The organism is Nonomuraea sp. IBHARD001 (assembly GCF_056106265.1).
This window is the reverse complement of the sequence record NZ_JBWBBW010000002.1, coordinates 4,638,420-4,660,534: the sequence shown is the minus strand read 5'-3', so window position 1 is coordinate 4,660,534 and position 22,115 is coordinate 4,638,420. Positions and strand designations below refer to the sequence as shown.

Genomic DNA, 22,115 nt, shown 5'->3' with positions numbered 1-22,115 from the left:
TCACCCCATCGTCGGGATCGTGAAGCTGGCGCCGGTCCTGATGCCCGACGGCCAGCGGGAGGTGACGGTCTTGGTCTGGGTGAAGAACCGCACCGAGTCGGTACCGAACTGGTTGAGGTCGCCGAACATCGAGCGCTTCCACCCGCCGAAGGAGTGGTAGGCGACCGGCACCGGGATGGGCACGTTGACGCCGACCATGCCGGCGCCGACCCGGTGCACGAAGTCGCGTGCGGTGTCGCCGTCCCGGGTGAAGATCGCCACGCCGTTGCCGTACTCGTGCTCGCTCGGCAGCCGCAGCGCCTGCTCGTAGTCGCCCGCGCGCACGATCGACAGCACCGGGCCGAAGATCTCCTCGCGGTAGACGCGCATGGCGGGGGTGACGTGGTCGAACAGGGAGGGGCCGATGAAGAAGCCGCCCTCGCAGGGCGGGGTCAGCGTGCGGCCGTCGGCGACGAGTTCGGCGCCTTCGGCCACGCCGATCTCCAGGTAGTCGCGCACGCGCCGCAGGGCGTCGCGGCCGACCAGCGGGCCGAAGTCGGCCGACGGGTCGTCGGAGCGGCCCACGCGCAGGGCGGCGATCCTGTCGACGAGCTTGGCGCGCAGCGCCTCGGCGGTGTCCTCGCCCACGGGGACGGCCACCGAGACCGCCATGCAGCGTTCGCCCGCCGAGCCGTACCCGGCGCCGATCAGGGCGTCGGCCGCCTGGTCGAGGTCGGCGTCCGGCATGACGATCAGGTGGTTCTTGGCGCCGCCGAAGCAGTGCGCGCGTTTGCCGTGCGCGGTGGCGCCGGTGTAGACGTGCTCGGCGATCGCGGTCGAGCCGACGAAGGCGACCGCGGCGATGCGCCCGTCGGACAGCAGGGTGTCGACGGCCGCTTTGCCGCCGTGCACGACGTTCAGCACGCCGGGCGGCAGGCCCGCCTCGACGAACAGCTCCGCCAGGCGCAGCGGCACCGACGGGTCGCGTTCGGACGGCTTGAGCACGACGGCGTTTCCGCAGGCCAGGGCGGGCGCCGCCTGCCACAGCGGGATCATGGCGGGGAAGTTGAACGGCGTGATGCCGGCCACGACGCCCAGCGGCTGGCGCATGGAGTACACGTCGATGCCGGTGCCGGCGTTGTCGGTGTAGTCGCCCTTGAGCAGGTGCGGGATGCCCGCCGCGAACTCCACCACCTCAAGGCCGCGCTGGATGTCGCCGTCGGCGTCGGCCACGGTCTTGCCGTGCTCGGACGACAGCAGCCTGGCCAGGCTGCCGCGCTCGGCCTCGACCAGGCGCAGGAACGCCAGCAGCACCCGGGCGCGGCGCTGCGGGTTGCAGGCCGCCCACGCCGCCTGGGCGTCGGCGGCGTCGGCGATCGCCGTCCTGGTCTGCGCGGCCGTGGCCAGCGGCACCCTGGCCTGGACGGCGCCGGTGTTGGGGTCGTGGACCTCGCCGAAGGACCCGGACCCGCCGGGGACGTGCTTGCCGCCGATGAAATGCGTCAGTTCACGGATCATGAAGCCTGCTTTCGCCAGGTGGACCCGAGGATGGGCAAGGCGAGACGGGTCAGGGACGCGGCAGTGCCGTGGCCGTCGGGTCACCTGTGTCGCGGGCGCGCTGCGATGCCATGCGTGTTCGCTCCATCCTCGTGGACAACACGTGCTGGGCTCGCGGCCGGTATCCTGACTCCCGGATCAGCGCACGTCATCCGGCCTTCCCGGCTTTCGCCAGTGGCCCGTTGCCCAGCGATGACGCACATCCCCGGTCACAGTGGCGGGACCGTGCCGGATTCACACCGGCTTCCCTGCACCGCGAGCGTTCTCCCCGAAAATATAGTTGGACGTCCTACTAAGTCCAGCGGGCCGCCCTGTGGCGTACGCGACACCAGGGCCGCCGCGCGCTCACGCGGGGGAGTGCGGGCGCAGGACCATGAGCGGCCCCTCCGGGCTCGCCGTCATGGCGAAGGGGAAGCGGTCGAGCTCCAGGCAGAGGGCGACGTCGTCGGCGTGCACGCCCTGCCGTACGCCGGTGGCCAGTTCGGCGGCGGCGCGTGAGGCGGCGGCGCGGCTCAGGTAGGGGGCGGCATCGGTCTCGGCATCGGCGGTGCGGGCGGCGATGTACTGGGCGCAGGCCAGGTCCTCATCGGCCCGGCCGTCCTCGCCCGTGACCACGAACGTGACGCCGTCCTCGCCGCGAGCGCGCAGCAGCCCGGCCGTGGCCCCGGCCACCACGAAGGAGGCGCACAGCACCAGCGAGGCGTCCTTGACCGCGAGCGCGCCGACGGTGCCCGCCGTGGTCTTCTGCACGAGGGTACGGCCGCGCAGGTCGGCCGAGCGCAGCAGGCCGGGCGAGTTGACATGGTCGAAGCCGGGCGCGAGCGGCCCGTCCTTGAGCGCCGCCCAGCCCGGATTGCCGCTCTTGAGGTCCAGCGCCTCCTCCAGCGACCCGGCGAGCACGATCGCCTCGGCCCCCCGGGAGAAGGCCCAGGCGGCCACCGTGAAAGCACGCATGACGTCCACCACGACCGCGACGGACGGAACGCCGTCCAACTCCTCGATACCAACGAAACGAGCACTCATTCCGGACATGATCGCATGTGTCGTAGGTCATCCGATGTCTGGGGGTGTCGAGCGCAGCCGCTGGATCTCGGCCGCCGTGCTGTCGCGGGCCGCTCCCAGGAAGCGCAGGACGACGCCGAGCTCCTCCTCACCGAAATCGCCGAGATCCTCCCGCGTCCTGGCGATGAGTCCGGCATAGGCGCCGGAGACCCGCTCCAGGCCCTCCGGGGTGGGCTCGATGAGCACCCGCCTGCGATCGCCCGGGTCGGCCACCCGCCGCACGCAGCCCGCCGCGACCAGCCGGTCGATCATCCGCGAGGCCGATCCGGTCGTGAGGTTGACGTGCTTGGCCAGCACGCCCGGTGTCGTCGGCCCGTGCCGGCCCAGCACGTGCAGGCACTGCACGTCGGTGTCGGTGACGCCGAGCCGGGTGGCGACGAGGTTGTTGAGCTGGACGACCAGGATCGCCCAGACGGGGATCGCCTCCCCGACGATCTCGTCGGTCAGGGCCAGGGCCTGGGCGTGCGGGCCCGGTTTCGTCATCGCGAGCTCCCCTTCCTCCTGTATTGCTGCGTCGCGCAGCGATCGTGCTAGGTTTGCTGCGTTGCGCAGCTACTGTGTCGCGCAGCAATGCTATCGCATGCCCGTACGGCCGCCACCCTTGGAGGAGATCCGATGACCGAAGCTCCCTTCGTCGCCGTCGACCCGTTCGCGAGCGCCGTACGCGGGATCGGCGAGCCGCATGCCGCCTGCGCCGTCCTGCGGGCCGCGGGTCCCCTCGTCCGGGTCGAGGCCCCGGCCGGTGGGCCGGTGTGGATCGTCACCGACGACACGCTCGCCAGGCAGGTGTTCGTCCATCCGCACATCGTCAAGGACCCGGCCTGGGCGCCGCACGGCTGGGACCCGCGCACGGCGGGGCTGGAGCCGGCCGCCGCCGCGCAGCCGTCGCTCACCACGAGCGACGGCCCGGCGCACGAGAGGCTGCGCCGCGCGCACGCGCCGCTGTTCACCGCCAGGCGCATCGGCGGCTACGCCGCCCGCGTCACCGCACTGGCCCGCGACCTGCTCACCCGGGCCGCGGGCGATGGCGAGACGGTGGACCTGATGGCCGACTTCACCACCAGGTACCCGCTGAGCGTGGTCTGCGACGTGCTCGGCGTGCCGCCCGAGCGCATCGACCAGGCCATCGCCGCCTGCCGGGGCATGTACAGCGCCGACCCGGCCGAGGTGGGCGCGGCGATGGCCGCCTTCGGCGAACTGGCCGCCGCCGCGCTCGGCGAAGGCGGGGACGGCCTCGCCGTCGAACTGCGCGCCCGGGTGCCCGCCGAGCTCACCGAGCCGCAGCTGCACTACCTGCTGTTCACCCTCATCTACGCCGGGCAGCTCACCACCGACCCGTCGCTCGGCTTCCTGCTGGCCCGCCTCCTGGCCGGACACGAGGTGGACCGGCAGGCCCCGGGCGGCGACCTCGTCCGCGAGACCCTGCGCCTGCGCGCGCCCGCGCCCTTCAGCCTCTGGCGCTTCACCGCCGCCGAGGTGGAACTCGCCGGGGTCCGGCTGCCCGCCCGCTCCCCGGTGCTGGTCGACATCCAGGGCATCAACACCGATCCCGCCCGTTCGATCGGCCCCGACCTCACCTTCGGCGCCGGAGCGCACTACTGCACCGGCGCCCAGCTGGCCCAGCTCGAACTGGAGGCGATCGCCGAGGTCCTGCGCTCGGACTTCCCTCGGGCCCGCCTGGCCGTGCCCTACGCCGAACTCCGGCAGGTCGACCTCGGCGGTATCCAGGGCAGCCGCCTGAGCGCCCTGCCGGTGCGCCTTCGCGGCTGACGGCCCCGCATTGACTTTGTCGCAAGCTATGACGCATCATGCTGATACAAACCTTGCGACAAAGGAGGAGTCGTGCATTCCGACCCCCTGCCGGGCGCCGCCGCGCCGACGGCCGCCACGGCCAAACTGTGGCTGGCGGGACAGTGGCTGGCCAGGCACGAGCTGACCGGCGACCGCCTGCCCCCGCTGCTGGCCGAACGGCTGGCCGTACGCAGGCGTGTGCGGCTGGCCGAGCACGTCATCCTGGCGGTGCTGATCGTGGCCAGCGCCCTCACCGCCGCCGTCTTCTTCGGCGGCGGGCAGCGCTACGGGCCGATGGCCGCACTCGGCGCGCTGGTCGGCGCCCTGCTGGTGGCCCAGTCGCTGCTCGACTGGTGGGTACGGCGGGTCGACAGGCGGGCGGGCGCCACCCTGTCGCGCCGGGCCGCCCATCTGGTCCAGCCGGGCCTGCGCGCCGTGCTCGGCCGGCCGTACACGATCTTCGCCGTGGCCACCTTCCTCGGGGCGGTCGCGCTGGTCGGCAGCGCCCTGCCCCTCGACCTGCCGCTCGTGCGCGAGGTGGCGCTCGTCGTGCTGATCGGCGTGAGCGGGGTGACGGTGCTCATCGCCCTGCAGATGCGTCACCTCATCAGGCGGCCGGTCGTGGCCGAGGACGAGCAGTCGCTGAGCGCCGACGTCATCATGCGGGTGGAGGACGCCCGCGAACTGCTCTCGCCGAACGTCCAGGTGACGCTGCCCATGGTGCTGCTGTTCGGCGTGGCGCCGGGCTGGTGGCGGGTGGCGGCGGTCGCCTACCTGCTCGTGGCCATGGGCGCCTACATCCTGCTCACCTTCCGCACGACGCCGAGCAGGGAGCTTGCCCGGCGGATCATGAGCCAGCGATGATCGTCATCGACGCGGCCTCACCCGTGCCGCCGTTCGAGCAGCTGCGGGCCCAGCTCGCCCGGCAGATCCAGGAACGCACGCTGGCCGTCGGCGCCCGGCTGCCGACCATCCGCCACCTCGCGGCCGACCTCGGCCTGGCCGTCAACACCGTCGGCCGGGCCTACCGCGAGCTGGAGGAGGCCGGGCTGATCGAGACACGCGGGCGTGCGGGCTCGTTCGTCGCGGCGGCCGGCGAGGAGGGCAGGGAACGGGCCCGCCGGGCCGCCGCCGACTACGCGGCCGTGATCGCCAGTGTCGGCATCGAACCCGGCGAGGCGATCCGCATCGTCCAGGCGGCCCTGACCACCGCCGTGACCGCGCCCGGCGTCAGGCCCGCCGCCCGCACCCAGGCACACACCGCACCGGCATGACCATCGAGAACTCCCGGAGAAGGGATACACCATGCGATTAGCTCTGCGATCGGCCCTGGCCGTGCTCATCACCGCGTTCACCCTGACCGTCCCCGCCCCCGCGCCCGCCGCTACCTCGGGCGCGGCCCCGGTGTGGGGCGCCTGCCCGCCTGGCGGGTCCGGCCCCCCGCGCGACCCGCGCCAGCAGTGCGCCACCCTGCGGGTGCCGCTGGACTACCGCGCCCCGCACGGGCGCGGCATCGACATCGCGATCTCCCGCATCGCCACCTCACGCCCGCAGGCACGCCGCGGGATCCTGCTGTCCAACCCGGGCGGGCCCGGCGGCAGCGGCCTCGACCTGCCCAGCAGGCTCGCGGTCGGCATGCCGCCCGAGGTGCTCGAACAGTACGACCTGATCGGCTTCGACCCGCGCGGGATCGGCCACAGCACCCCGGTCACCTGCGGACTCGACCCCGCGAAGATCCTCACCCTGGCCCTGCCCTACCCGGCGCCCGGCGGCGACATCACGGCCAACATCGCCTTCGCACGCGACACCGCCGCCTCCTGCGCCAGGCACTCGGGCGACCTGCTGCCGTTCATCACCACGGCCAACACCGCCAGGGACATGGACCGCATCCGGGCGGCGCTCGGCGAGCCCAAGCTGTCCTACCTCGGCCTGTCCTACGGGACGTACCTGGGCGCGGTGTACCTCTCGCTGTTCCCCGGGCGCGGCGACCGCATCGTGATGGACAGCGCCGCCGACCCCCGCCTGGTGTGGCGTGACATGTGGCAGTTGTGGAACCAGGCGATCGAGGAGAGGCTGTCGGACTTCCTGGCCTTCGCCGCCGCACGCGACGACCTCTACCACCTGGGCACCACCCAGGCCGAGGTACGCCGCACCTACGACCGGCTGACCTCCGCCCTGGACCGCGACCCGCTGCCCGACCCGGGCGGCCCGCCGTTCGACGGCAACACGCTGCGCGAGATCACCCGGGTGGTGCTCTACGCCGATGCGCGCTTCCCGCTCCTGGCCGAGGTGTGGGCGGAACTGACCGGAGCGGCGCCGGACGCGGCCGTGCTCACGCGCCTGGAGCGCCATGCGGGCCTGACGACGAGCGGCAACCGGACGAGCGGCAACCAGCCGAGCGACAACCAGCCGAGTGACAACCAGGTGGCCGCCCTGTACGCGGTGATCTGCGATGACGCCGCCTGGCCCCGCAGCACCGCCCTGCACGCCCGGCAGGTCGCGGCCGATCGGCGCGCCTGGCCGGTGTCCGCGGGCATGCCCGCCAACATCTGGCCGTGCGCGGCCTGGCCCACCCGGCCGATCGAGGCGCCGGTGCGGGTCACCGGGCACGGGCCGCGCAACATCCTCATCCTGCAGAACACCCGCGACCCCTCCACCCCCCTGGCGGCCGCGCGCGGGCTGCGCGCCGTACTGGGCAAGCGGGCTGTGATGATCACGGTCGACCAGGGCGGGCACGGCGTCATCGGGCTGGGCAGCTGCGCCGATAAGGCGATGGTCGCCTTCCTGGCCGCCGGGACGCTTCCCGCGCGCGACCGCTTCTGCCCGGCCCCGCGACCGGCCGGGCCGGGATTCGCCTCAACGGCGCTCCCGCTCCTGCCGCCCGTGGGACCGCTGTAGGAGGTCCGGCCGGAAAAAGTTCGACAAAGATGTCGGATCCGGCCGCTCGTCTTCGTGGCAAGGGTGAAGGCTCCCTTCACAAGGTGCGCGACCGCAGGAGATGAGACGCCATGCAGTACCTGATTTCCGTGATCACCGACTCGCCCGACCTGTCCACCCCCGACGAGGACGCCGCCATCGACGTGTTCAACGACCGGCTCAAGGCCGCGGGGCACTGGGTGTTCGCCGGAGGCCTGGGCGGGCCCGACACGGCCACGGTGATCGACAACCGAGGCGCCGAGCCGTTGTACACCGACGGGCCCTTCGTGGAGTCCAAGGAGTTCCTCATCGGCTTCTGGATCGTCCAGGCGCCCGACCTCGACGCCGCCCTCGCCCTGGCGGCCGACGGCTCGAAGGCCTGCAATCGGAAGACCGAGGTACGTCCCTTCCTGTGAACGCCACCGACGCGCAGGAGGCGATCACCCGAGTCCACCGCGCGGAATGGGCCCGGGTGGTCGCCGCCCTGACCAGGCGTTTCGGCGATCTCGACATCGCCGAGGAGGCGGCGGCCGAGGCGTTCGCCGTCGCCGTCGAACGCTGGCCCGCCGAAGGCCCGCCACCGAACCCGGGCGCCTGGCTCACCACCACCGCCCAGCGCAAGGCCATCGACAGGATCAGGCGCGAGAGCAAACGCGGCGACAAGCACAGGGAGGCGCAGACGATGTACGACGACGTCCCGCCCGAGCCGCACGGCCCCATCGACGACGAACGCCTCCGGCTGATCTTCACCTGCTGCCATCCGGCGCTGGCGATGGAGACCCGGGTGGCGCTGACGCTGCGCATGGTCGCCGGGCTGAGCGTGGCCGAGATCGCCCGCGCCTTCCTCGTCCAGGAGAGCGCCATGGGCAGGCGGATCACCCGGGCCAAGGACAAGATCAGAACGGCCCGCATCCCCTACCGGGTGCCCTCCGGGCCCGACCTCCCGGCGCGGATGTCGGGCGTGCTGGCCGTGCTCTACCTCGCCTTCAACGAGGGCTACCTGGCCAGCGGGCCCGGCACGGATCCCGTGCGCCACGACCTGACCGCCGAGGCGATCCGCCTGACCCGGCTGGTGCGCGCGCTGCTGCCTGGCGACGGCGAGGTGGCCGGGCTGCTGGCGCTGATGCTGCTGACCGAGGCCCGCCGTACGGCCAGGGTCTCGGTCAGCGGCGAGCTGGTGCCGCTCGGCGAGCAGGACAGGGGTGCGTGGGACGCCGCGATGATCGCCGAAGGCCATCGGCTGGTCCGCGAGCGCCTGGCCGCCGGGGTGGCGCCCGGCCGCTACCAGATCCTCGCGGCGATCAACGCCGTGCACACCTCGGCCCGCGACGTGCGCGACACCGACTGGTCGCAGGTCGTCGCCCTGTACGACCAGCTGGTACGGCTGGACGCCTCGCCGATCGTCGCACTCAACCGGGCCATCGCCCTGGCCGAGCTCGACGGACCCGAGGTGGCGCTGGCGATCGTCGACCGGCTCGGCGGCGAGCTGGCCGGGTACCACGCCTTCCATGCCACGCGTGCCGACCTGCTGCGCAGGCTGGGACGCGGCGGCGAGTCGCGCGCGGCCTACGACGCGGCCATCGCGCTGGCGGGCAACACGGCCGAGATCGGCCACCTCACGCGCCGGCGCGACCAGCTCTCACCGGGCGGGTGAGAGCGCGGCCAGGCGCTCCAGCGGGCTCGGGCCCTCGCGCGGCCTGGGCGGGGCGTCGAGATGGCGGGTGCGCAGGTCGTCCATGAGGTCCTCGACGAAGGCCGGGCCCTCCTGGCGCATGAGCAGCTGCCTGGCGCGGAGCTCCTCGTCGCCGGCGCTCCGGTCGAGACCCCAGTTGCCCAGCGCGTACAGGATCGGAAGGGTCTGGATGCCGGCCTCGGTGAGGCTGTAGCGGGCGCGCTGCCCCCGGGCGGCGGTGCCCCGCGTGAGCAGGCCGGCCTCGACGAGCCGGACCAGGCGGTCGGCGAGGATGTTGGAGGCGATGCCCTCGATCGAGCCGGTGAGCAGCGCCCGGAAGTGGCGGCGGTCGCCGAAGACGACGTCGCGCAGCACCAGCAACGACCAGCGATCCCCGAGCACCTCGACGGCGGCGTTGATCGGACACCCGGAGCGTGCTTCCAAGACCCCCTCCTTTCCTTGACAGGCCATTCGCCCTCACTATAGTGGTTGCAAAATGCAAGCACTATGCGGGAGGAGGGGCGGATGGGGCGCTTCGTCTATTCGATGAACGTCTCCGTCGACCTGCGGATCGAGCAGGTTCCAGGGGACAACGGCGCGGGCGACTGGCTGCGCATCGACGAGGAGGTGCACCGCGAGGCCAACCGCCTGACGCGGGAGCTCGCCCTCATGGTGCACGGCCGGGTGTACTACGACGTGATGCGGGAGTTCTGGCCGACCTCGTCCCAGGACGCCTCGCTGCCCGGCTACATGCGCGAGTACGGCGAGCTCTGGACCGCCAAGCCCAAGGTGCTCCTGTCCCGCACCCGGCGCACCGCCGAGCACAACACCCGCGTCATCGGCGGCGACGACGCCATCGACCAGCTCGCCACCCTGCGCGCCACGACCGAAGGCGTCATCAGCGTCGGCGGCGCGAACCTGGCGACGCAGCTGCTCAGGCGGGGACTGCTGGACGAACTGCTGCTGTGGACCCATCCCTCGATCCTCGGCTTCGGCAGGCCGCTGTTCGACGACCACGACCTGCCGATCGACCTCGGCCTGCTGGAGCAGCGCTCGTTCGCGCAAGGCGTCACGCTGCACCGCTATGCCGTACTTGACGCGAAGGAGGCGGGATAGTGCTGAAGCCGGTCGCCCGCGACGTATGGGTCCACGAGAGTGAGTTCGTGCAGAGCAACGCCGTCGTGGTGCGAGGCCGCACCGGCGTGCTGCTCGTCGACCCCGGCGTGACCGGCGCCGAGCTGGAGTGCCTGGCCGCCGACCTGCGCACGCGAGGACAGGCCGTCGTGGCCGCCTTCTCCACCCATCCGGACTGGGACCACCTGCTCTGGCACCCCGCTCTCGGCCCCGCCCCCAGGTACGGCACCGCACGCTGCGCCGCCGCCGCGGCCGGGCAGCTGGCGCAGCCGGACGCGAAGGAGCGCATCGCCGAGCACCTGCTGGAGACGGAGATCGCCGGACAGGTCCCGCTGGATCTGTACGGCGAGATCGCCGCCCTGCCCGCCGGGACCACGCACGTCCCGTGGGAGGGCCCCGAGGTCCGCGTCGTCGAGCACCAGGCGCACGCCCCCGGTCATGCGGCGCTGCTGGTCGCCGAGCACCGGGTGCTCCTCGCCGGTGACATGCTCTCCGACGTCCTGGTCCCCATGCTCGACCTGGAGGCCGCCGACCCGATCGAGGACTACCTCACCGCGTTGCGCCTGCTGCAGGGCGTGGCGGGCGAGGCCGACGTCGTGGTACCCGGCCACGGGTCGCCCGCAGGGGCCGATCGGCTGCACGAAAGGATCGAGCAGGACCGCGCCTACGTCCTGGCCCTGCGCGCCGGGCACGAACCCGCCGACCCCAGGATCGGCCCGGCGGCCAGGCCCGGCTGGGAATGGGTGAGCGACGTCCACGCCGGGCAGCGCGAGCACCTCGCCCGGCGCGGCGGACAGGACCGAGGTCCCGCCGCGTGAGGACCTTCGGCCGCTGCCGCCGCCGGGGCGATGAGGTGCAATGGAGGTCAAGACCCCACATGACCGGCAAGGAGCCCCGCAATGAGCGCATCGGTAGTCGTAGGCGTTGACGGCTCGGACGCGGCCCTGGCCGCCGTGCGATGGGCGGCAGGCGACGCCGCCCTGCGCGAGGCCGAACTGAAGATCGTGCACGTGACCGAGCCGTGGTCGCCCAACCCCCTGCTGATGCCGACGAGGGAGCACTTCGCCCGCTACGGCGAGGAACTGCTCGCCTCGGCCGCCGACCAGGCCAGGCGGCACGCACCCGGTGTGAAGGTGAGCACGCAGCCGGTCAGTGCCGACATCGCCGCGGCGCTGCTGCGTGAGGCCGAGCAGGCAGACTGTCTCGTGCTCGGCAGCAGAGGCGTCGGCGGATTCGCCGGACTGCTCCTCGGCTCCACCGGCCTGGCCGTGGCCGGGCGTGCCGTCGCGCCGGTCGTCGTCGTGCGAGAGGAGGCCGCCGGCGAGCACGGTGAGATCGTCGTGGGCTACGACGGCTCGCCGCACGCGCAGGCCGCGATGGAGTACGCGATCACCGAGGCGCGGCTGCGCAAGGCCAGGCTGCGCGTGCTGCACGCCTGGACGATGCCGATCCTCTCGCCCTACGCCGCCGGGTACGGCGCCCTGGTTGAGGACTTCTCCGCCAACGAGAGCCGCCTGGCCGCCGAACGCCTGGCGCCCTGGCGCGAGAGGCACCCCGACGTCGACCTCGTCGAGACGACCGAGGGCAGGCACCCGGTCGACGCGCTCGTCGCCGCCTCGCGTGCCGCCGATCTGGTCGTCGTCGGCTCCCGGGGGCGCGGCCGGTTGGCCTCGACCCTGCTCGGCTCGGTCAGCCACGGCGTCCTGCACCACGCCCACAGCCCCGTCGCGGTCGTACGCCCACGGCAGGAGCCCTCGTGACCGCCGCGGGGTATGTCCATCAGGTCAAGGTCGTCAGAGGTGAGGAAGGCAGGCGCGTGAACGTCAACGAGATGCTGGAGAAGGTCGAACGCTCGGCCGGTGTCACCCGCGTGTTCGGCGAGCCGATCACCCAGGACGGTGTGACCGTCATCCCCGTGGCCAGGCTGGGCGCGGGCGGCGGCGGCGGAAGCGGCAAGCAGGAGGGCGGCGATCGGCCGGGCGAGGGGGAGGGCGGCGGCTTCGGCGTCAGCGCGACCCCGGCCGGGGTGTACGTCATCAAGGACGGCCAGGTGCAGTGGCAGCCCGCGCTCGACGTCAACAAGATCATCATAGGCGGGCAGATCGTCGCCGTCGTGGCCCTGCTCGCCCTGCGCGCGTTCATCCGGCTGCGCGCACGGCGATCCTGAGAGGTTCCGCGCACGGCGACCCCGAGGAGTCTCGCGCCCCCCGGTTCTGATTCGACCAGGCCGTGCCCGACGTGCTCGGCGCCACCCGCGCTCGCCCGCTCATCGACCCGACCACCACTCCTGCGGCACCGCGCCCGCACACGGCGTGCTGCGGCTGAGCCGCTCGCGTATAGTTTCGACAGTCGTCGAAGCAAAGGGGCTGCCGTATGACCGCCGCGTCCAGCGCGTGCTGCGCGCCGATCACCCGGCAGCCACTGACCGAGACCGACGCCACCGAACTCGCCGCCCTCCTCAAGGCCGTCGCCGACCCCGTACGGCTGCGCCTGCTCTCGATGATCGGCTCCCACGCCGACGGCGAGGTGTGCGTGTGCGACCTGACGCCCGGCTTCGACCTGAGCGCCCCCACGATCTCCCACCACCTCAAGGTCCTGCGCACGGCTGGCCTCATCGACGGCGAACGACGCGGCACCTGGGTGTACTACTGGCTCGTCCCCGAGACCGTCAACCGGCTCGGCGCCCTGTTCTCGCCCCTGGCCCTCAGGGCGTAGGTCCGCCGAACAGCCGCTCGCCTCTCATCGCACCGCCATGAGTAGCCCCGTACTCATGTGCTCACTCTGTGCAGGTGTGAAGGTGTCGCTCAGCCAACCAAGGGGAGCGACATGAACGCCAGACTCCTGACGGCCGTACTCGGGGCGCTCGGCCTCCTGGTGGTGACCCTCGTGCCGGGGACGCAGGCCCGGGCCTTCGCCACGCGTACGGTCACCCTCACCATCACCCACGTGCAGTGCGTCGACGACTGCCGCAACGCGGGGCTCGAAGCGGCGGCCGAGGGCCCGGCCGACCTGTACGCCAAGGTGTGGATCAACGGCAGGAAACAGCCGCCGGGAAGCAGCGACGACGACCCCTCGACACCACGCGTGGACGACAGCTCGCTCATCACCCCGTTCTGGACGATCACCGAACAGGTGCCGGACAACGTGCTGAACATCCCCATCGGCATCCAGATCTGGGACTACGACAGCACGACGGGCGACGACCTGGGTGACATCAGCCCCCGCGACGGCGACAACAACCTCGACTTCAGGGTCGACCACCTCACCGGCAAGTGGATCGACCCCACCGGCGCCGAGGACAGGGTCAGCTGGCCGCAGTCGTGCGCCACAGGCGACGGCGGCGACGACGACGAACCCCGCGTCAAGATCTGCTTCGACATCAGCATCGACTCCGGCAACGGCGACACCGACGGCGACTTCCTGCTGGACGGCTGGGAGCGCTGGGGCTACAACGCGGACGGGGACGCCACCATCGACGTCGACCTGCCCGCCATGGGGGCCGACTTCCGGCGCAAGGACCTCTACCTGGAGATCGACTGCCTGGTGGGCGTCGGCCACACCCACTGCCCGGTGCCGGCCGCGATCCGCGCGACCGTCCAGGCCTTCGCCGACGCCCCGGTGTCCAACGCCGACGGCACCTCGGGCATCCAACTGCACGTCGACATCGGCGGCCTGTACGGCCATGCCCAGGGAACGGCCACCGCCGTGCCCAGGAGCACCGTCGGCGCCGTCGGCACGTTCGGCAACCGGGGCGGAGGCGGCGAGCGGATCAGCGAGGCGGGCAACGAGATCGTGGACTGGGACGGCGCCGCCGGACGGCCCGCGACGAACTTCTTCACCCTGAAGAGCATGGACGCCGCACGCGACCTCGTCTTCCGCTACGCGCTGTCGGCCCACCAGACCAACCTCCGCGCGGCGAGCGACGACTGCACCGGCGGCTGGGCCAAAGGCATCCCGGGTGTCAACTTCATGATCACACTCGGCGGCACCAACCCCGGGAGCGTCCCCTGCTACACGGGGTCGGTCGGCTCGGCCGACCAGCAGGCGGGCACGCTCATGCACGAACTCGGCCACGGGCTGGGCCTGCGGCACGGCGGTGGCGACGAGTTCAACGACAAACCCAACTACCTGAGCGTCATGTCCTACGCCATGCAGCTGTGCGACGTCACCCCCGTGCCCGCGGCGGGCCTGCCCGGCGGATGCGACTACTCGCGCACGGCCCTGCCGCCCCTGCACGAGAAGCTCCCTCCCGGGCTCGACGAGTGCGCGGGCATCGGCATCCCGGCGCTCGGCGGCGTCGACTGGGACGGCGCGGGCGGCCGGAGCGGCGTGAGCTGCTCCCCGTCGCCCACGGCCAACGTCTCGGCCAACGTCAACGACGACACCGGCGACGACGCCAACGGCAACGGCTCCCACGACCCCGGCGAACCGCCGCTGCTCACCCGCCTCGACGGCTTCGAGGACTGGAACCACCTGTCCTACGGCTTCCGTACCATCGAGGACTTCCGTACGGCCGGAGCTCCGGTCGAGAACGAGCCCGACGCCGACGCGATCAGGGCGGCACGCGACAACCTGGCCGCCCTGGTACGGCCCGAGCTCGAGGTGGAGCTGACCGGGCCCGCCGACGCCTCGCCCGGCGACACGCTGAGGTATGCGACCACGCTCGGCAACCCGGGCCGCGGCCCGTCCCTGGCGACCAGGCTGGACGGCGAGGACGTAGCCACGGCCGTGGCCGGAGCCTCCCTCACCCGGCAGGCGGACGTCGAGGTGCCGTGCGACACCGCCGACGCCACCGTCCTGAGCCGCACGGCCGCGGCCGAAGGCCAGGACATGCTGGGCAACCCGTTCAGCGGCTCGGACTCGCTGGCGACCACCGTGCACGCGCCCCGGCTGAGCGCCGCCAAGAGCGCCAGGGCCACCGTGCACGCCGGTGAGGCGATCACCTACCGGATCGCCTACGGGAACACGGGCAGTGCGGGCGCCACCGGGGTCGTCGTCACCGACGTGCTGCCGAAGGACGTCTACTACAGCAAGGCCCTGGACACCGGAGCCGGACCCCGGCCCGCGACGGTGGCACGCAACGCCGACGGCACGACGACGCTCACCTGGCCGATCGGCACCCTGGCCGCGCAGTCGGGCGAACAGCGCATCGAGTACACCGCGAGGCCCAGCCTGCTGCTGACCGCCGGGACCGAGATCACCAACGCGGCGACCCTGACCTTCACCAACGTCAACGGCTGCGCCTACGAGCCGGTACGGGCGTCGGCGAGCACCAGGATCACCCAGGCGAGCGCCACCCGCGATCCGCGCAGCCCCGGCTACTGGCGCACGCACGAACAGCAGTGGAGCGCGGAGATCCTGGCCCGCGTCCAGTCAGGCGACCAGCGCTTCGACACCGGAGGCGACGGCGCGCTCTCGGCGTCCGAGGTGGAGGCGATCTTCGACTCGGCCGGGCCGCACGCGGGCGTCCTGCGCGTCCAGCTGGCCGGGACCTACCTCAACCTGGCCACCCGGCGGATCAACGCCTCGACGGTCATCAGGTCCGCGATGGCCGAACGGCACGGCCTGCGCAGCGTACGGGCGGGCGCCCTGTTCGGGATCGCCACCCTGCACCTCCCGGTGAGCGGCAACACCGGCCGCTACAGCGAGGCCACCCGCGTTCTCGACGAGATCAACAACAACAAGAGCGAGGTGTACTGACAAGGGGGCCGGGGACCGATCGGTCATGGCTTGCTCAGCGAATGCAACAGTGATCATCTACCGCATCGCCCCACGGGAGTGTTTCGGGCGACCAGATGCACGATGTGCGGAAACACCGGCCGGAAGCGGGCCGGGGGAGACCTAGTCTCGCCTCGTCCGCCGCTTCGTCGCCCTGGGGGCAGCCCGATGACACTCGAACTGCGCGACGTCGTCCTGACCTACCCCGACGGGGACGGCAGGTTGACCGCGCTCGACTCCGTCAGCATGACGGTCGCCTCCGGCGAGTTCACCGCCGTCACCGGCCCCGCCGGTGCGGGCAGGTCCAGCCTGCTCGCCGTCGCCGCGACGCTCCTCACCCCCGACGCGGGGAGCGTCGTCGTCGCCGGGCACGACGTCTCGCGCGCGGGTCCGGCCACCCGGAGCAGGGTGCGCCGCGACCACATCGGCATCGTGTTCAGGCGCGACGCCCTGCTGCCCTCGCTCTCGGCGCTCGACCAGCTCCTGGCCGTGGCCCACCTGTCGGGACAGCCTCCCGGCGCGGCCTCGGCCAGGGCGGCGGAGCTCATGTTCGCCGTCGGCCTCGGCGGCAGGCGGCACCGGCGCCCGCACGAGCTGTCGGGCGGCGAGCGGCAACGGGTCGGCATCGCGCGCTCGCTGATGAACGCGCCGCGCCTGCTCCTGGTCGACGAGCCCACCGGCGTGCTCGGCGACCCCGCGGGCGAGCAGGTCGTGCGCCTGCTGGCCGAACTCACCGCGCGCGACGGCCTGGCCACCGTCATGCTGACGCGCGACCCGGCGGCGCTGGCACTGAGCCACACCGTCCTGACCATGGCTCATGGCAGGCTGACCTGCGGCCCCGGCATAGGATCGACGCCATGGCATTGAGGCTTGTGCAGACCGCGATGAACGCCCGCGACGACGCCGCGCTCGGCAGGTTCTGGGCCGAGGCGCTCGGCTGGGGCATCTCCAGCGAGGGGCCCGGCGTGACCAACCTGGAGCCGGCCGGGTCGGTCTATCCCGACCCGGCCGCCGTCGTCGTCGACATCATCACCGTGCCCGAGCCCAAGACGGCGAAGAACCGCGTGCACCTCGACCTCGCCACCACGTCCGCGGCCCATCAGGCCGAGCTGGTCGAGCGCCTGCTGGCGATCGGCGCCACGCGCCTGGACGTGGGACAGGGCGACGACGTGCCGTGGACGGTCCTGGCCGACCCGGAGGGCAACGAGTTCTGCGTGCTGGAGCCCCGGCCGCAGCACCAGGACACCGGACCGATCGCCGTCGTCGTGGCCGAGTGCGCCGATCCCCGCGCGATGGCCGCCTTCTGGGACGAGGCCATCGACTGGACGGTGCACGAGCTCACCGACGAGCACGCTCTGCTCCGCTCGGCCAAGGGCGTCGGCCCCTACCTCGAGTTCCTCCGCACGCCCGGCGTCAAGACCGTGAAGAACCGCATCCACCTCGACCTTCGGCCCTACCCCGGCGACGACCACGCCGCGGAGGTGGCCAGACTGCGCGCGCTCGGCGCCACCGACGTCGACCTCGGCCAGGGCGAGGTGCCGTGGGCGGTGCTGGCCGACCCCGAGGGCAACGAGTTCTGCGTCCTGACCCCGCACTGAGGCGGAAAACCGTTTGAGGCCGCACGCCCGCTTCCCGTACGTTTCCTGCGACATGCTGATGAAGCAGCAGTTCGTAGTGAGGACATACCCCGCGTGACCCCGCCTGCTTTCCGGATCTGACACCTTCTTCCGCCTCTCCGTAAGCCGGTCCTGGCACCGGCTCCGCCGGGCTGCCCGCGTGCGCCCGGTCCTACGGCGCTTGAGGCCGCGCGCAATCGGCCTCGTGTCAGATCTAGAGAGATCATGTCTTCATACCCTCATGTCGTGCTGCCCTGGGTCGTCCGCCGTACCAGGCTGCCCCTGCTGTCGTCGCGGTGCGTGGACTGCCCTTCGGAGGCGGCCACCACCGGCGAGGGCAGGTTCCGCGTCAACGCCAACGGCCACCTGCTGGACGTGTGGCTGCTGGTGCGCTGCGTGTCGTGCGACCGGACGCACAAGCTCACCGTCCACGCGCGTACCCCGGTCAGGACCCTCGACCCGGCCGAACTCCTCGGCTACCAGAACAACGACCCGGACCTGGTGGCCGCCCGGCTGCTGGATCCGCTCTTCGCCAGGCGCAACCGCTTCACCCTGGACTGGACGGGCGCCTGGCGCCTGGAGACCCCCGAGCCGTGGCAGGAGGTGGCCTGGCCGGTCCAGGTGGAGGTCGCCCTGCACGACCCGATCCCGGTGCGTCCCGATCGGCTGATCGCGCGCGGTCTCGGCTTCAGCCGTAAGGAGGTGACACGCCGCATCAAACGCGACACACCGCTACGCCGTACGACAAGTGCCGGCTTCGGGTTCACCGTCATGCCCGAGGAGTGAACCCGGGTCAGGGTTTGGGGGCCATCCCGGTGAACAGGCCCTCCAGCATGCGGTCGACGTAGTCGTGCGTCAGCCGCTGCTGGGTGACCAGCGCGTGGAAGTAGAGCGGGCCTGACAGCACGGCCATGGCCAGGTCGAGGTCGAAGTCGGCCGAGACCTGGCCGTGTTCGCGCGCCTTCTCCAGCCTGGCGAGGGTCTTGGCGGTCTGCGGGGCGATGAAGTGGTCGTTGAGCGCGACCGCGAGCGTGGGGTCGAGCAGCGCCTCGGCGATCAGCGCGCGATACAGCGGGCCGAAGGGCGGCGCGTCGAGCAGGTCGATGGCGGCGTGGATCTGCAGGCGCAGGTCGGCGATGATGTCGCCGCTGTCGGGGTAGTCGAGGTCGCCCTCGTTCAGCGACAGCAGCGAGTCGAGGAACAGGGCGCCCTTGGAGGACCAGCGGCGATAGATCGTGTGCTTGCCGACCCCGGCGCGTGCGGCGACCGCCTCGATGCTGAGCCTGCCGTAGCCGATCTCCTCGCCCAGCTCCAGTGTGGCCCGCATGATGGCCTCGGTGCGTTCGGCATGTCTGTCGGTCATCTCCCCATCCTAAGTGGAACGGCACGTGCCGTGTTGACAGTACGGGATCGTCCCCGCCATGCTCCAAGAGCGGCACGACACGTGCCGTGCCCGAGCGAAAGGGGACCCCTCATGACCGACCCCGCCCTACGGCTCGCCGGTCTGACCAAGACCTTCGGCCGCACCACGGTGGTCGACCACCTCGATCTGGACGTGCCGCGCGGGTCCTTCTTCGGCCTCGTCGGCCCCAACGGAGCCGGCAAGACGACGTCGCTGTCGATGGCGGTCGGCCTGCTGCGCCCCGACGCCGGCCGGTCGGAGATCTTCGGTATCGACGTGTGGTCGGACCCGGCCCGCGCCAAGGAGCTCATCGGCGTGCTGCCCGACGGCCTGTCCATGCCGGAACGGCTGACCGGCCGCGAGCTGCTGCACTTCACCGGCCTGCTGCGCGGCATGCGCCCGGCCGAGGTCGAACGCCGTTCCGCCGAACTGCTGGAGATCCTGGAGCTGGACGAGGCCGAGCGCACGCTGGTGCTGGAGTACTCCACCGGCATGCGCAAGAAGATCGGCCTGGCCACGGCGATGCTGCACGCGCCGAAGCTGCTGGTGCTCGACGAACCCCTCGAAGCCGTCGATCCCGTCTCGGCCGCCACCATCAAGGCCATGCTGCGTCATTTCGTACGCGGTGGCGGCTGTGTGGTGTTCTCCAGTCACGTGATGAGCGTCGTGGAGCAGGTGTGCGACCACGTGGCCGTGGTCGACGCGGGCCGCGTCGTGGCCGCCGGTCCGCTGCAGGACGTGCGCGGCGGGCTGAGCCTGGAGGAGCGGTTCGTCAGCCTGGTGGGCGGACAGGTCCGCGAGGTGGGTGAGCTGGCGTGGCTGTCGTCCTGATCCGTATGAAGCTGGCCGTCCTGCGGCACTCGATGACCGGCCAGCGCGCCGCCCTGATGGCCACCGGCGCCGCCGCCGGGCTGGCGCTCGCGGCGGTCCTGATCGTGCTCGTGACCGGTGCGCACGCGGTCGCCTCGCTGCCGTTCGACCTGCTCGGCATCGGCTTCGCCCTGTGGACGCTGAGCTGGCTGCTCGGGCCCGCGCTGTTCGGAGGCGGCGACGAGACGCTGCGGCCCGAGCACTTCACGCTGCTGTCGCTCACACCGCGCCGCCTGGCGGCCGGGCTGGCCGCGACCGCGTTCGTCGGCGTCGCGCCCGTCGTCACCCTCGTGGCCTTCTCCGCGCTCGTGATCGTGGCCGTCGACGCCGGGCTCGGCGCCGCGGCCGTCGCCGTCGGCGTGCTCGCCGTGCTGTTGCAGGTGGCGGTCTGTGTGCTGGCCTCGCGGCTGGTCGTCGCGGCGCTCGGCCGGGTGCTCCGCTCCAAGCTGGGCGCGGCCATGGCCGCCGTCGTCAGCGCGACGCTGCTGGCGGGCGTGCACGGCGGCTGGGCGCTCACCCCGCTGGCGCGGTCCGCCCTGCGCACCGGCGTGCCCGACACCCTGTCCGCCTGGCTGACGGCGCTGCCGTCCGGGTGGGGCGTGCTGGCCGTACAGGCGGCCGGGCAGGGGCGCTGGCTCACCGCGGCGGCGGCCCTGGCGGGGCTGGCGGCGCTCGGCGTGGCCTGCTGGTACGGCTGGGCCGCGCTGCTGGAGCGGCGGATGACCACGCGGCGGGCCAGCGGCCGTCCCGCCTCGGCCTCCTCCGGCCGGTGGGCCAGGGGCCCGGTGAGCGCGGTCGTCGCCCGCGAGCTGCGCACCTGGACACGTGACCTGCTGCGCCTGCACTTCCTGGTCTTCGCCCTGGCCTACGCGCTGGTGTTCTGCGCACTTCCGCTGGCCGCCGGGTCGACGATCTTCCTGCCGTGGACCGGCCTGGTGTTCGCCCTGTGGGTGTCGGCCATCTCGGCCAACCTCTACGGCGAGGACGGCACCGAGCTGTGGGGCAAGATGATGATCCCGGGCGCCATCAGGCACGACGTGCGGGGCCGTCAGCTCGCCGTGCTGGCGGTGTCGGCGCCCGCGACGCTCGTCCTGACCGTGGTCATGGTCGTCGTCACCGGCGAGCACGCGCTGTGGCCGTGGCTGGTGGCGCTGACGCCCGCGCTGCTGGGCGGCGGCGCCGGGGTGAGCGTGCTGGTGTCGGTGCTGCGCCCGGTGCCGATGCCCGATCCGCACCGCCGCGGCGGCAACCTCCTGGAGAACGGCACCGACTTCGTCCAGGCGCTGCTGGTGCTCATCCTCACCACGGCGACCATGGCTCCGGCCTACGCCGCCGTTCGCTGGGGACCCGCCTGGTCGGGGCCGCTCGTCGGCGTGGCGAGCGGGTTCGCGCTGGCGTGGCTGCTGGGACGGCTGGCCTCGGCCAGGCTCGAAGCCCGCGCCCCCGAACTGCTCCTGCTCATGCGCACCGGCGCCGCCCCTCGGCGCGCACGTCCGGCGCTCGCCCCGCGCCATCCCGTCCCGGTCGCGCTGCCGTCCGCGCCGGGCCTGGGGCTCGACCTCGCGCCGAAGGGCCTGCGCCTGTACGTGCGGGCGAGCCTGACGTTGTGCTGGGTGCCGCTGGTGGCCCAGAGCATCGTGCCCGCGCTGATGCTGGACGCGGGCGACGACACCCGGTCGTGGTTCCTGGCCCTGCACCTGCCGCCGGCTCTGCAGTGGCCGGTCATCGTCGCCATGGGCGTGCTCGGGCTCCTCCTGCTGCTCTCAGGACTGGGCATCGGCCTGTTCTACCTGGTCAAGGCGGCACGAGCCGTCCCGTCCCAGGCCTGAAGGCGAACGGCCGGGCGCGCATGGGCGAGGATGGAGGGACGGGCGGGAAATCGCCCGGGAAAAAGTTCGCGGGTGATGTCGAGAACCCGTGTCCCGCTCCGTCCCAGGGGTGAAGGCGGCCACAAGGGCCGCACGAGCACCAAGGAGAACGACGATGGCGAAGTACCTGCTGCTGAAGCACTACCGCGGCGCCCCGGCCTCGGTCAACGACGCGCCGATGGCCCAGTGGACCCCGGAGGAGATCACCGCGCACGTGCAGTACATGCGCGACTTCGCGGCCCGCCTGGAGACCACCGGCGAGTACGTCGGCGGCGACGCGCTCGCCCCCGAAGGCGCGTGGGTGCGCTACGACGGCGAGGGGCGCCCGCCGGTCACCGACGGCCCGTTCGCGGAGACCAAGGACCTCATCGCCGGATGGATGATCATCGACGTCGACAGCTACGAGCGCGCCGTCGAACTGGCGGGGGAGCTGTCGGCCGCTCCGGGCATCGACGGCAAGCCGATCCACGAGTGGCTGGAGCTGCGCCCGTTCCTGTCCTCGCCGCCCACCATCACGGAGTGACCGCACC

23 protein-coding genes and 1 riboswitch are annotated in these 22,115 nt (G+C 72.4%); of the genes, 18 read left to right on the top strand and 5 right to left on the bottom strand.

The genetic code is table 11. The features are described from left to right. The 3 genes from ACTWNK_RS23415 to ACTWNK_RS23405 form a co-directional block, all read right to left on the bottom strand. Complete coding sequence (locus tag ACTWNK_RS23415) at window positions 1–1,497, bottom strand: CoA-acylating methylmalonate-semialdehyde dehydrogenase (RefSeq protein WP_474306611.1); 1,497 nt, start codon at window positions 1,495–1,497, stop codon at window positions 1–3. Window positions 1,498–1,635: 138 nt separating this feature from the next. Further along, window positions 1,636–1,809, bottom strand: a riboswitch (cobalamin riboswitch). A 72-nt stretch (window positions 1,810–1,881) separates the two neighbouring features. Further along, window positions 1,882–2,559 (bottom strand): 2-phosphosulfolactate phosphatase, encoded by a 678-nt coding sequence (locus ACTWNK_RS23410; protein WP_474306610.1) that lies wholly within the window; start codon window positions 2,557–2,559, stop codon window positions 1,882–1,884. 27 nt (window positions 2,560–2,586) lie between these two features. Continuing rightward, window positions 2,587–3,081 carry a MarR family winged helix-turn-helix transcriptional regulator gene (locus ACTWNK_RS23405; protein WP_474306609.1) on the bottom strand — a complete coding sequence of 165 codons (495 nt, stop codon included), beginning with the start codon at window positions 3,079–3,081 and terminating at the stop codon, window positions 2,587–2,589. A gap of 132 nt (window positions 3,082–3,213) precedes the next feature. Between ACTWNK_RS23405 and ACTWNK_RS23400 the strand changes: the two genes are divergently transcribed. The 6 genes from ACTWNK_RS23400 to ACTWNK_RS23375 all read left to right on the top strand — a co-directional run bounded on the left by ACTWNK_RS23400 (window position 3,214) and on the right by ACTWNK_RS23375 (window position 8,959). After that, window positions 3,214–4,368, top strand: a complete 1,155-nt coding sequence (locus tag ACTWNK_RS23400; protein ID WP_474306608.1) for a cytochrome P450 family protein — start codon at window positions 3,214–3,216, stop codon at window positions 4,366–4,368. Between the two features lie 72 nt (window positions 4,369–4,440). Beyond that, a complete protein-coding gene (locus tag ACTWNK_RS23395) occupies window positions 4,441–5,253 on the top strand; it encodes a hypothetical protein (RefSeq protein WP_474306607.1) in 813 nt (270 codons plus the stop codon). Continuing rightward, on the top strand, window positions 5,250–5,663 hold the full coding sequence (locus ACTWNK_RS23390; protein ID WP_474306606.1) for a GntR family transcriptional regulator: 414 nt from the start codon (window positions 5,250–5,252) through the stop codon (window positions 5,661–5,663). The genes ACTWNK_RS23395 and ACTWNK_RS23390 overlap by 4 nt, the downstream gene beginning before the upstream one ends. 31 nt (window positions 5,664–5,694) lie before the next feature. Further along, on the top strand, window positions 5,695–7,287 hold the full coding sequence (locus ACTWNK_RS23385; RefSeq protein ID WP_474306605.1) for an alpha/beta hydrolase: 1,593 nt from the start codon (window positions 5,695–5,697) through the stop codon (window positions 7,285–7,287). A 110-nt stretch (window positions 7,288–7,397) separates the two neighbouring features. Beyond that, window positions 7,398–7,721, top strand: a complete 324-nt coding sequence (locus ACTWNK_RS23380) for a YciI family protein (protein WP_474306604.1) — start codon at window positions 7,398–7,400, stop codon at window positions 7,719–7,721. Beyond that, on the top strand, window positions 7,718–8,959 hold the full coding sequence (locus tag ACTWNK_RS23375) for an RNA polymerase sigma factor (RefSeq protein ID WP_474306603.1): 1,242 nt from the start codon (window positions 7,718–7,720) through the stop codon (window positions 8,957–8,959). Before ACTWNK_RS23380 ends, ACTWNK_RS23375 begins: the two co-directional genes overlap by 4 nt. On the opposite strand, the gene ACTWNK_RS23370 is transcribed toward ACTWNK_RS23375, so the two are convergent. Then, window positions 8,945–9,421: a winged helix-turn-helix transcriptional regulator gene (locus ACTWNK_RS23370; RefSeq protein WP_474306602.1), complete on the bottom strand. Its 477-nt coding sequence runs from the start codon at window positions 9,419–9,421 to the stop codon at window positions 8,945–8,947. The genes ACTWNK_RS23375 and ACTWNK_RS23370 overlap by 15 nt on opposite strands. 81 nt (window positions 9,422–9,502) lie before the next feature. On the opposite strand from ACTWNK_RS23370, the gene ACTWNK_RS23365 reads away from it, so the two are divergent. From ACTWNK_RS23365 to ACTWNK_RS23325, 9 genes are all read left to right on the top strand, one after another. Then, a complete protein-coding gene (locus ACTWNK_RS23365; protein WP_474306601.1) occupies window positions 9,503–10,093 on the top strand; it encodes a dihydrofolate reductase family protein in 591 nt (196 codons plus the stop codon). Continuing rightward, entirely contained in the window at window positions 10,093–10,929 is an 837-nt protein-coding gene (locus ACTWNK_RS23360; protein ID WP_474306600.1) for an MBL fold metallo-hydrolase, read from the top strand. The genes ACTWNK_RS23365 and ACTWNK_RS23360 overlap by 1 nt, the downstream gene beginning before the upstream one ends. An 81-nt stretch (window positions 10,930–11,010) precedes the next feature. Then, window positions 11,011–11,871 (top strand): universal stress protein, encoded by an 861-nt coding sequence (locus ACTWNK_RS23355; protein WP_474306599.1) that lies wholly within the window; start codon window positions 11,011–11,013, stop codon window positions 11,869–11,871. Next, window positions 11,868–12,278, top strand: a complete 411-nt coding sequence (locus tag ACTWNK_RS23350) for a spore germination protein GerW family protein (RefSeq protein ID WP_474306598.1) — start codon at window positions 11,868–11,870, stop codon at window positions 12,276–12,278. Before ACTWNK_RS23355 ends, ACTWNK_RS23350 begins: the two co-directional genes overlap by 4 nt. Before the next feature lie 206 nt (window positions 12,279–12,484). Further along, a complete protein-coding gene (locus ACTWNK_RS23345; protein ID WP_474306597.1) occupies window positions 12,485–12,826 on the top strand; it encodes a metalloregulator ArsR/SmtB family transcription factor in 342 nt (113 codons plus the stop codon). A 111-nt stretch (window positions 12,827–12,937) separates the two neighbouring features. Further along, complete coding sequence (locus ACTWNK_RS23340) at window positions 12,938–15,811, top strand: hypothetical protein (RefSeq protein ID WP_474306596.1); 2,874 nt, start codon at window positions 12,938–12,940, stop codon at window positions 15,809–15,811. A gap of 186 nt (window positions 15,812–15,997) precedes the next feature. Then, entirely contained in the window at window positions 15,998–16,696 is a 699-nt protein-coding gene (locus tag ACTWNK_RS23335) for an ABC transporter ATP-binding protein (RefSeq protein ID WP_474306595.1), read from the top strand. Then, window positions 16,687–17,427: a VOC family protein gene (locus ACTWNK_RS23330; RefSeq protein WP_474306594.1), complete on the top strand. Its 741-nt coding sequence runs from the start codon at window positions 16,687–16,689 to the stop codon at window positions 17,425–17,427. The genes ACTWNK_RS23335 and ACTWNK_RS23330 overlap by 10 nt, the downstream gene beginning before the upstream one ends. Window positions 17,428–17,691: 264 nt before the next feature. Then, entirely contained in the window at window positions 17,692–18,231 is a 540-nt protein-coding gene (locus tag ACTWNK_RS23325) for a DUF1062 domain-containing protein (RefSeq protein WP_474306593.1), read from the top strand. A gap of 7 nt (window positions 18,232–18,238) precedes the next feature. On the opposite strand, the gene ACTWNK_RS23320 is transcribed toward ACTWNK_RS23325, so the two are convergent. Continuing rightward, window positions 18,239–18,808: a TetR/AcrR family transcriptional regulator gene (locus ACTWNK_RS23320; RefSeq protein ID WP_474306592.1), complete on the bottom strand. Its 570-nt coding sequence runs from the start codon at window positions 18,806–18,808 to the stop codon at window positions 18,239–18,241. A gap of 111 nt (window positions 18,809–18,919) precedes the next feature. On the opposite strand from ACTWNK_RS23320, the gene ACTWNK_RS23315 reads away from it, so the two are divergent. The 3 genes from ACTWNK_RS23315 to ACTWNK_RS23305 all read left to right on the top strand — a co-directional run bounded on the left by ACTWNK_RS23315 (window position 18,920) and on the right by ACTWNK_RS23305 (window position 22,108). After that, window positions 18,920–19,678: an ABC transporter ATP-binding protein gene (locus ACTWNK_RS23315; RefSeq protein ID WP_474306591.1), complete on the top strand. Its 759-nt coding sequence runs from the start codon at window positions 18,920–18,922 to the stop codon at window positions 19,676–19,678. Then, window positions 19,663–21,546 carry a hypothetical protein gene (locus ACTWNK_RS23310; protein WP_474306590.1) on the top strand — a complete coding sequence of 628 codons (1,884 nt, stop codon included), beginning with the start codon at window positions 19,663–19,665 and terminating at the stop codon, window positions 21,544–21,546. Before ACTWNK_RS23315 ends, ACTWNK_RS23310 begins: the two co-directional genes overlap by 16 nt. Before the next feature lie 154 nt (window positions 21,547–21,700). Then, window positions 21,701–22,108 (top strand): YciI family protein, encoded by a 408-nt coding sequence (locus ACTWNK_RS23305; protein ID WP_474306589.1) that lies wholly within the window; start codon window positions 21,701–21,703, stop codon window positions 22,106–22,108. Window positions 22,109–22,115 lie beyond the last annotated feature (7 nt).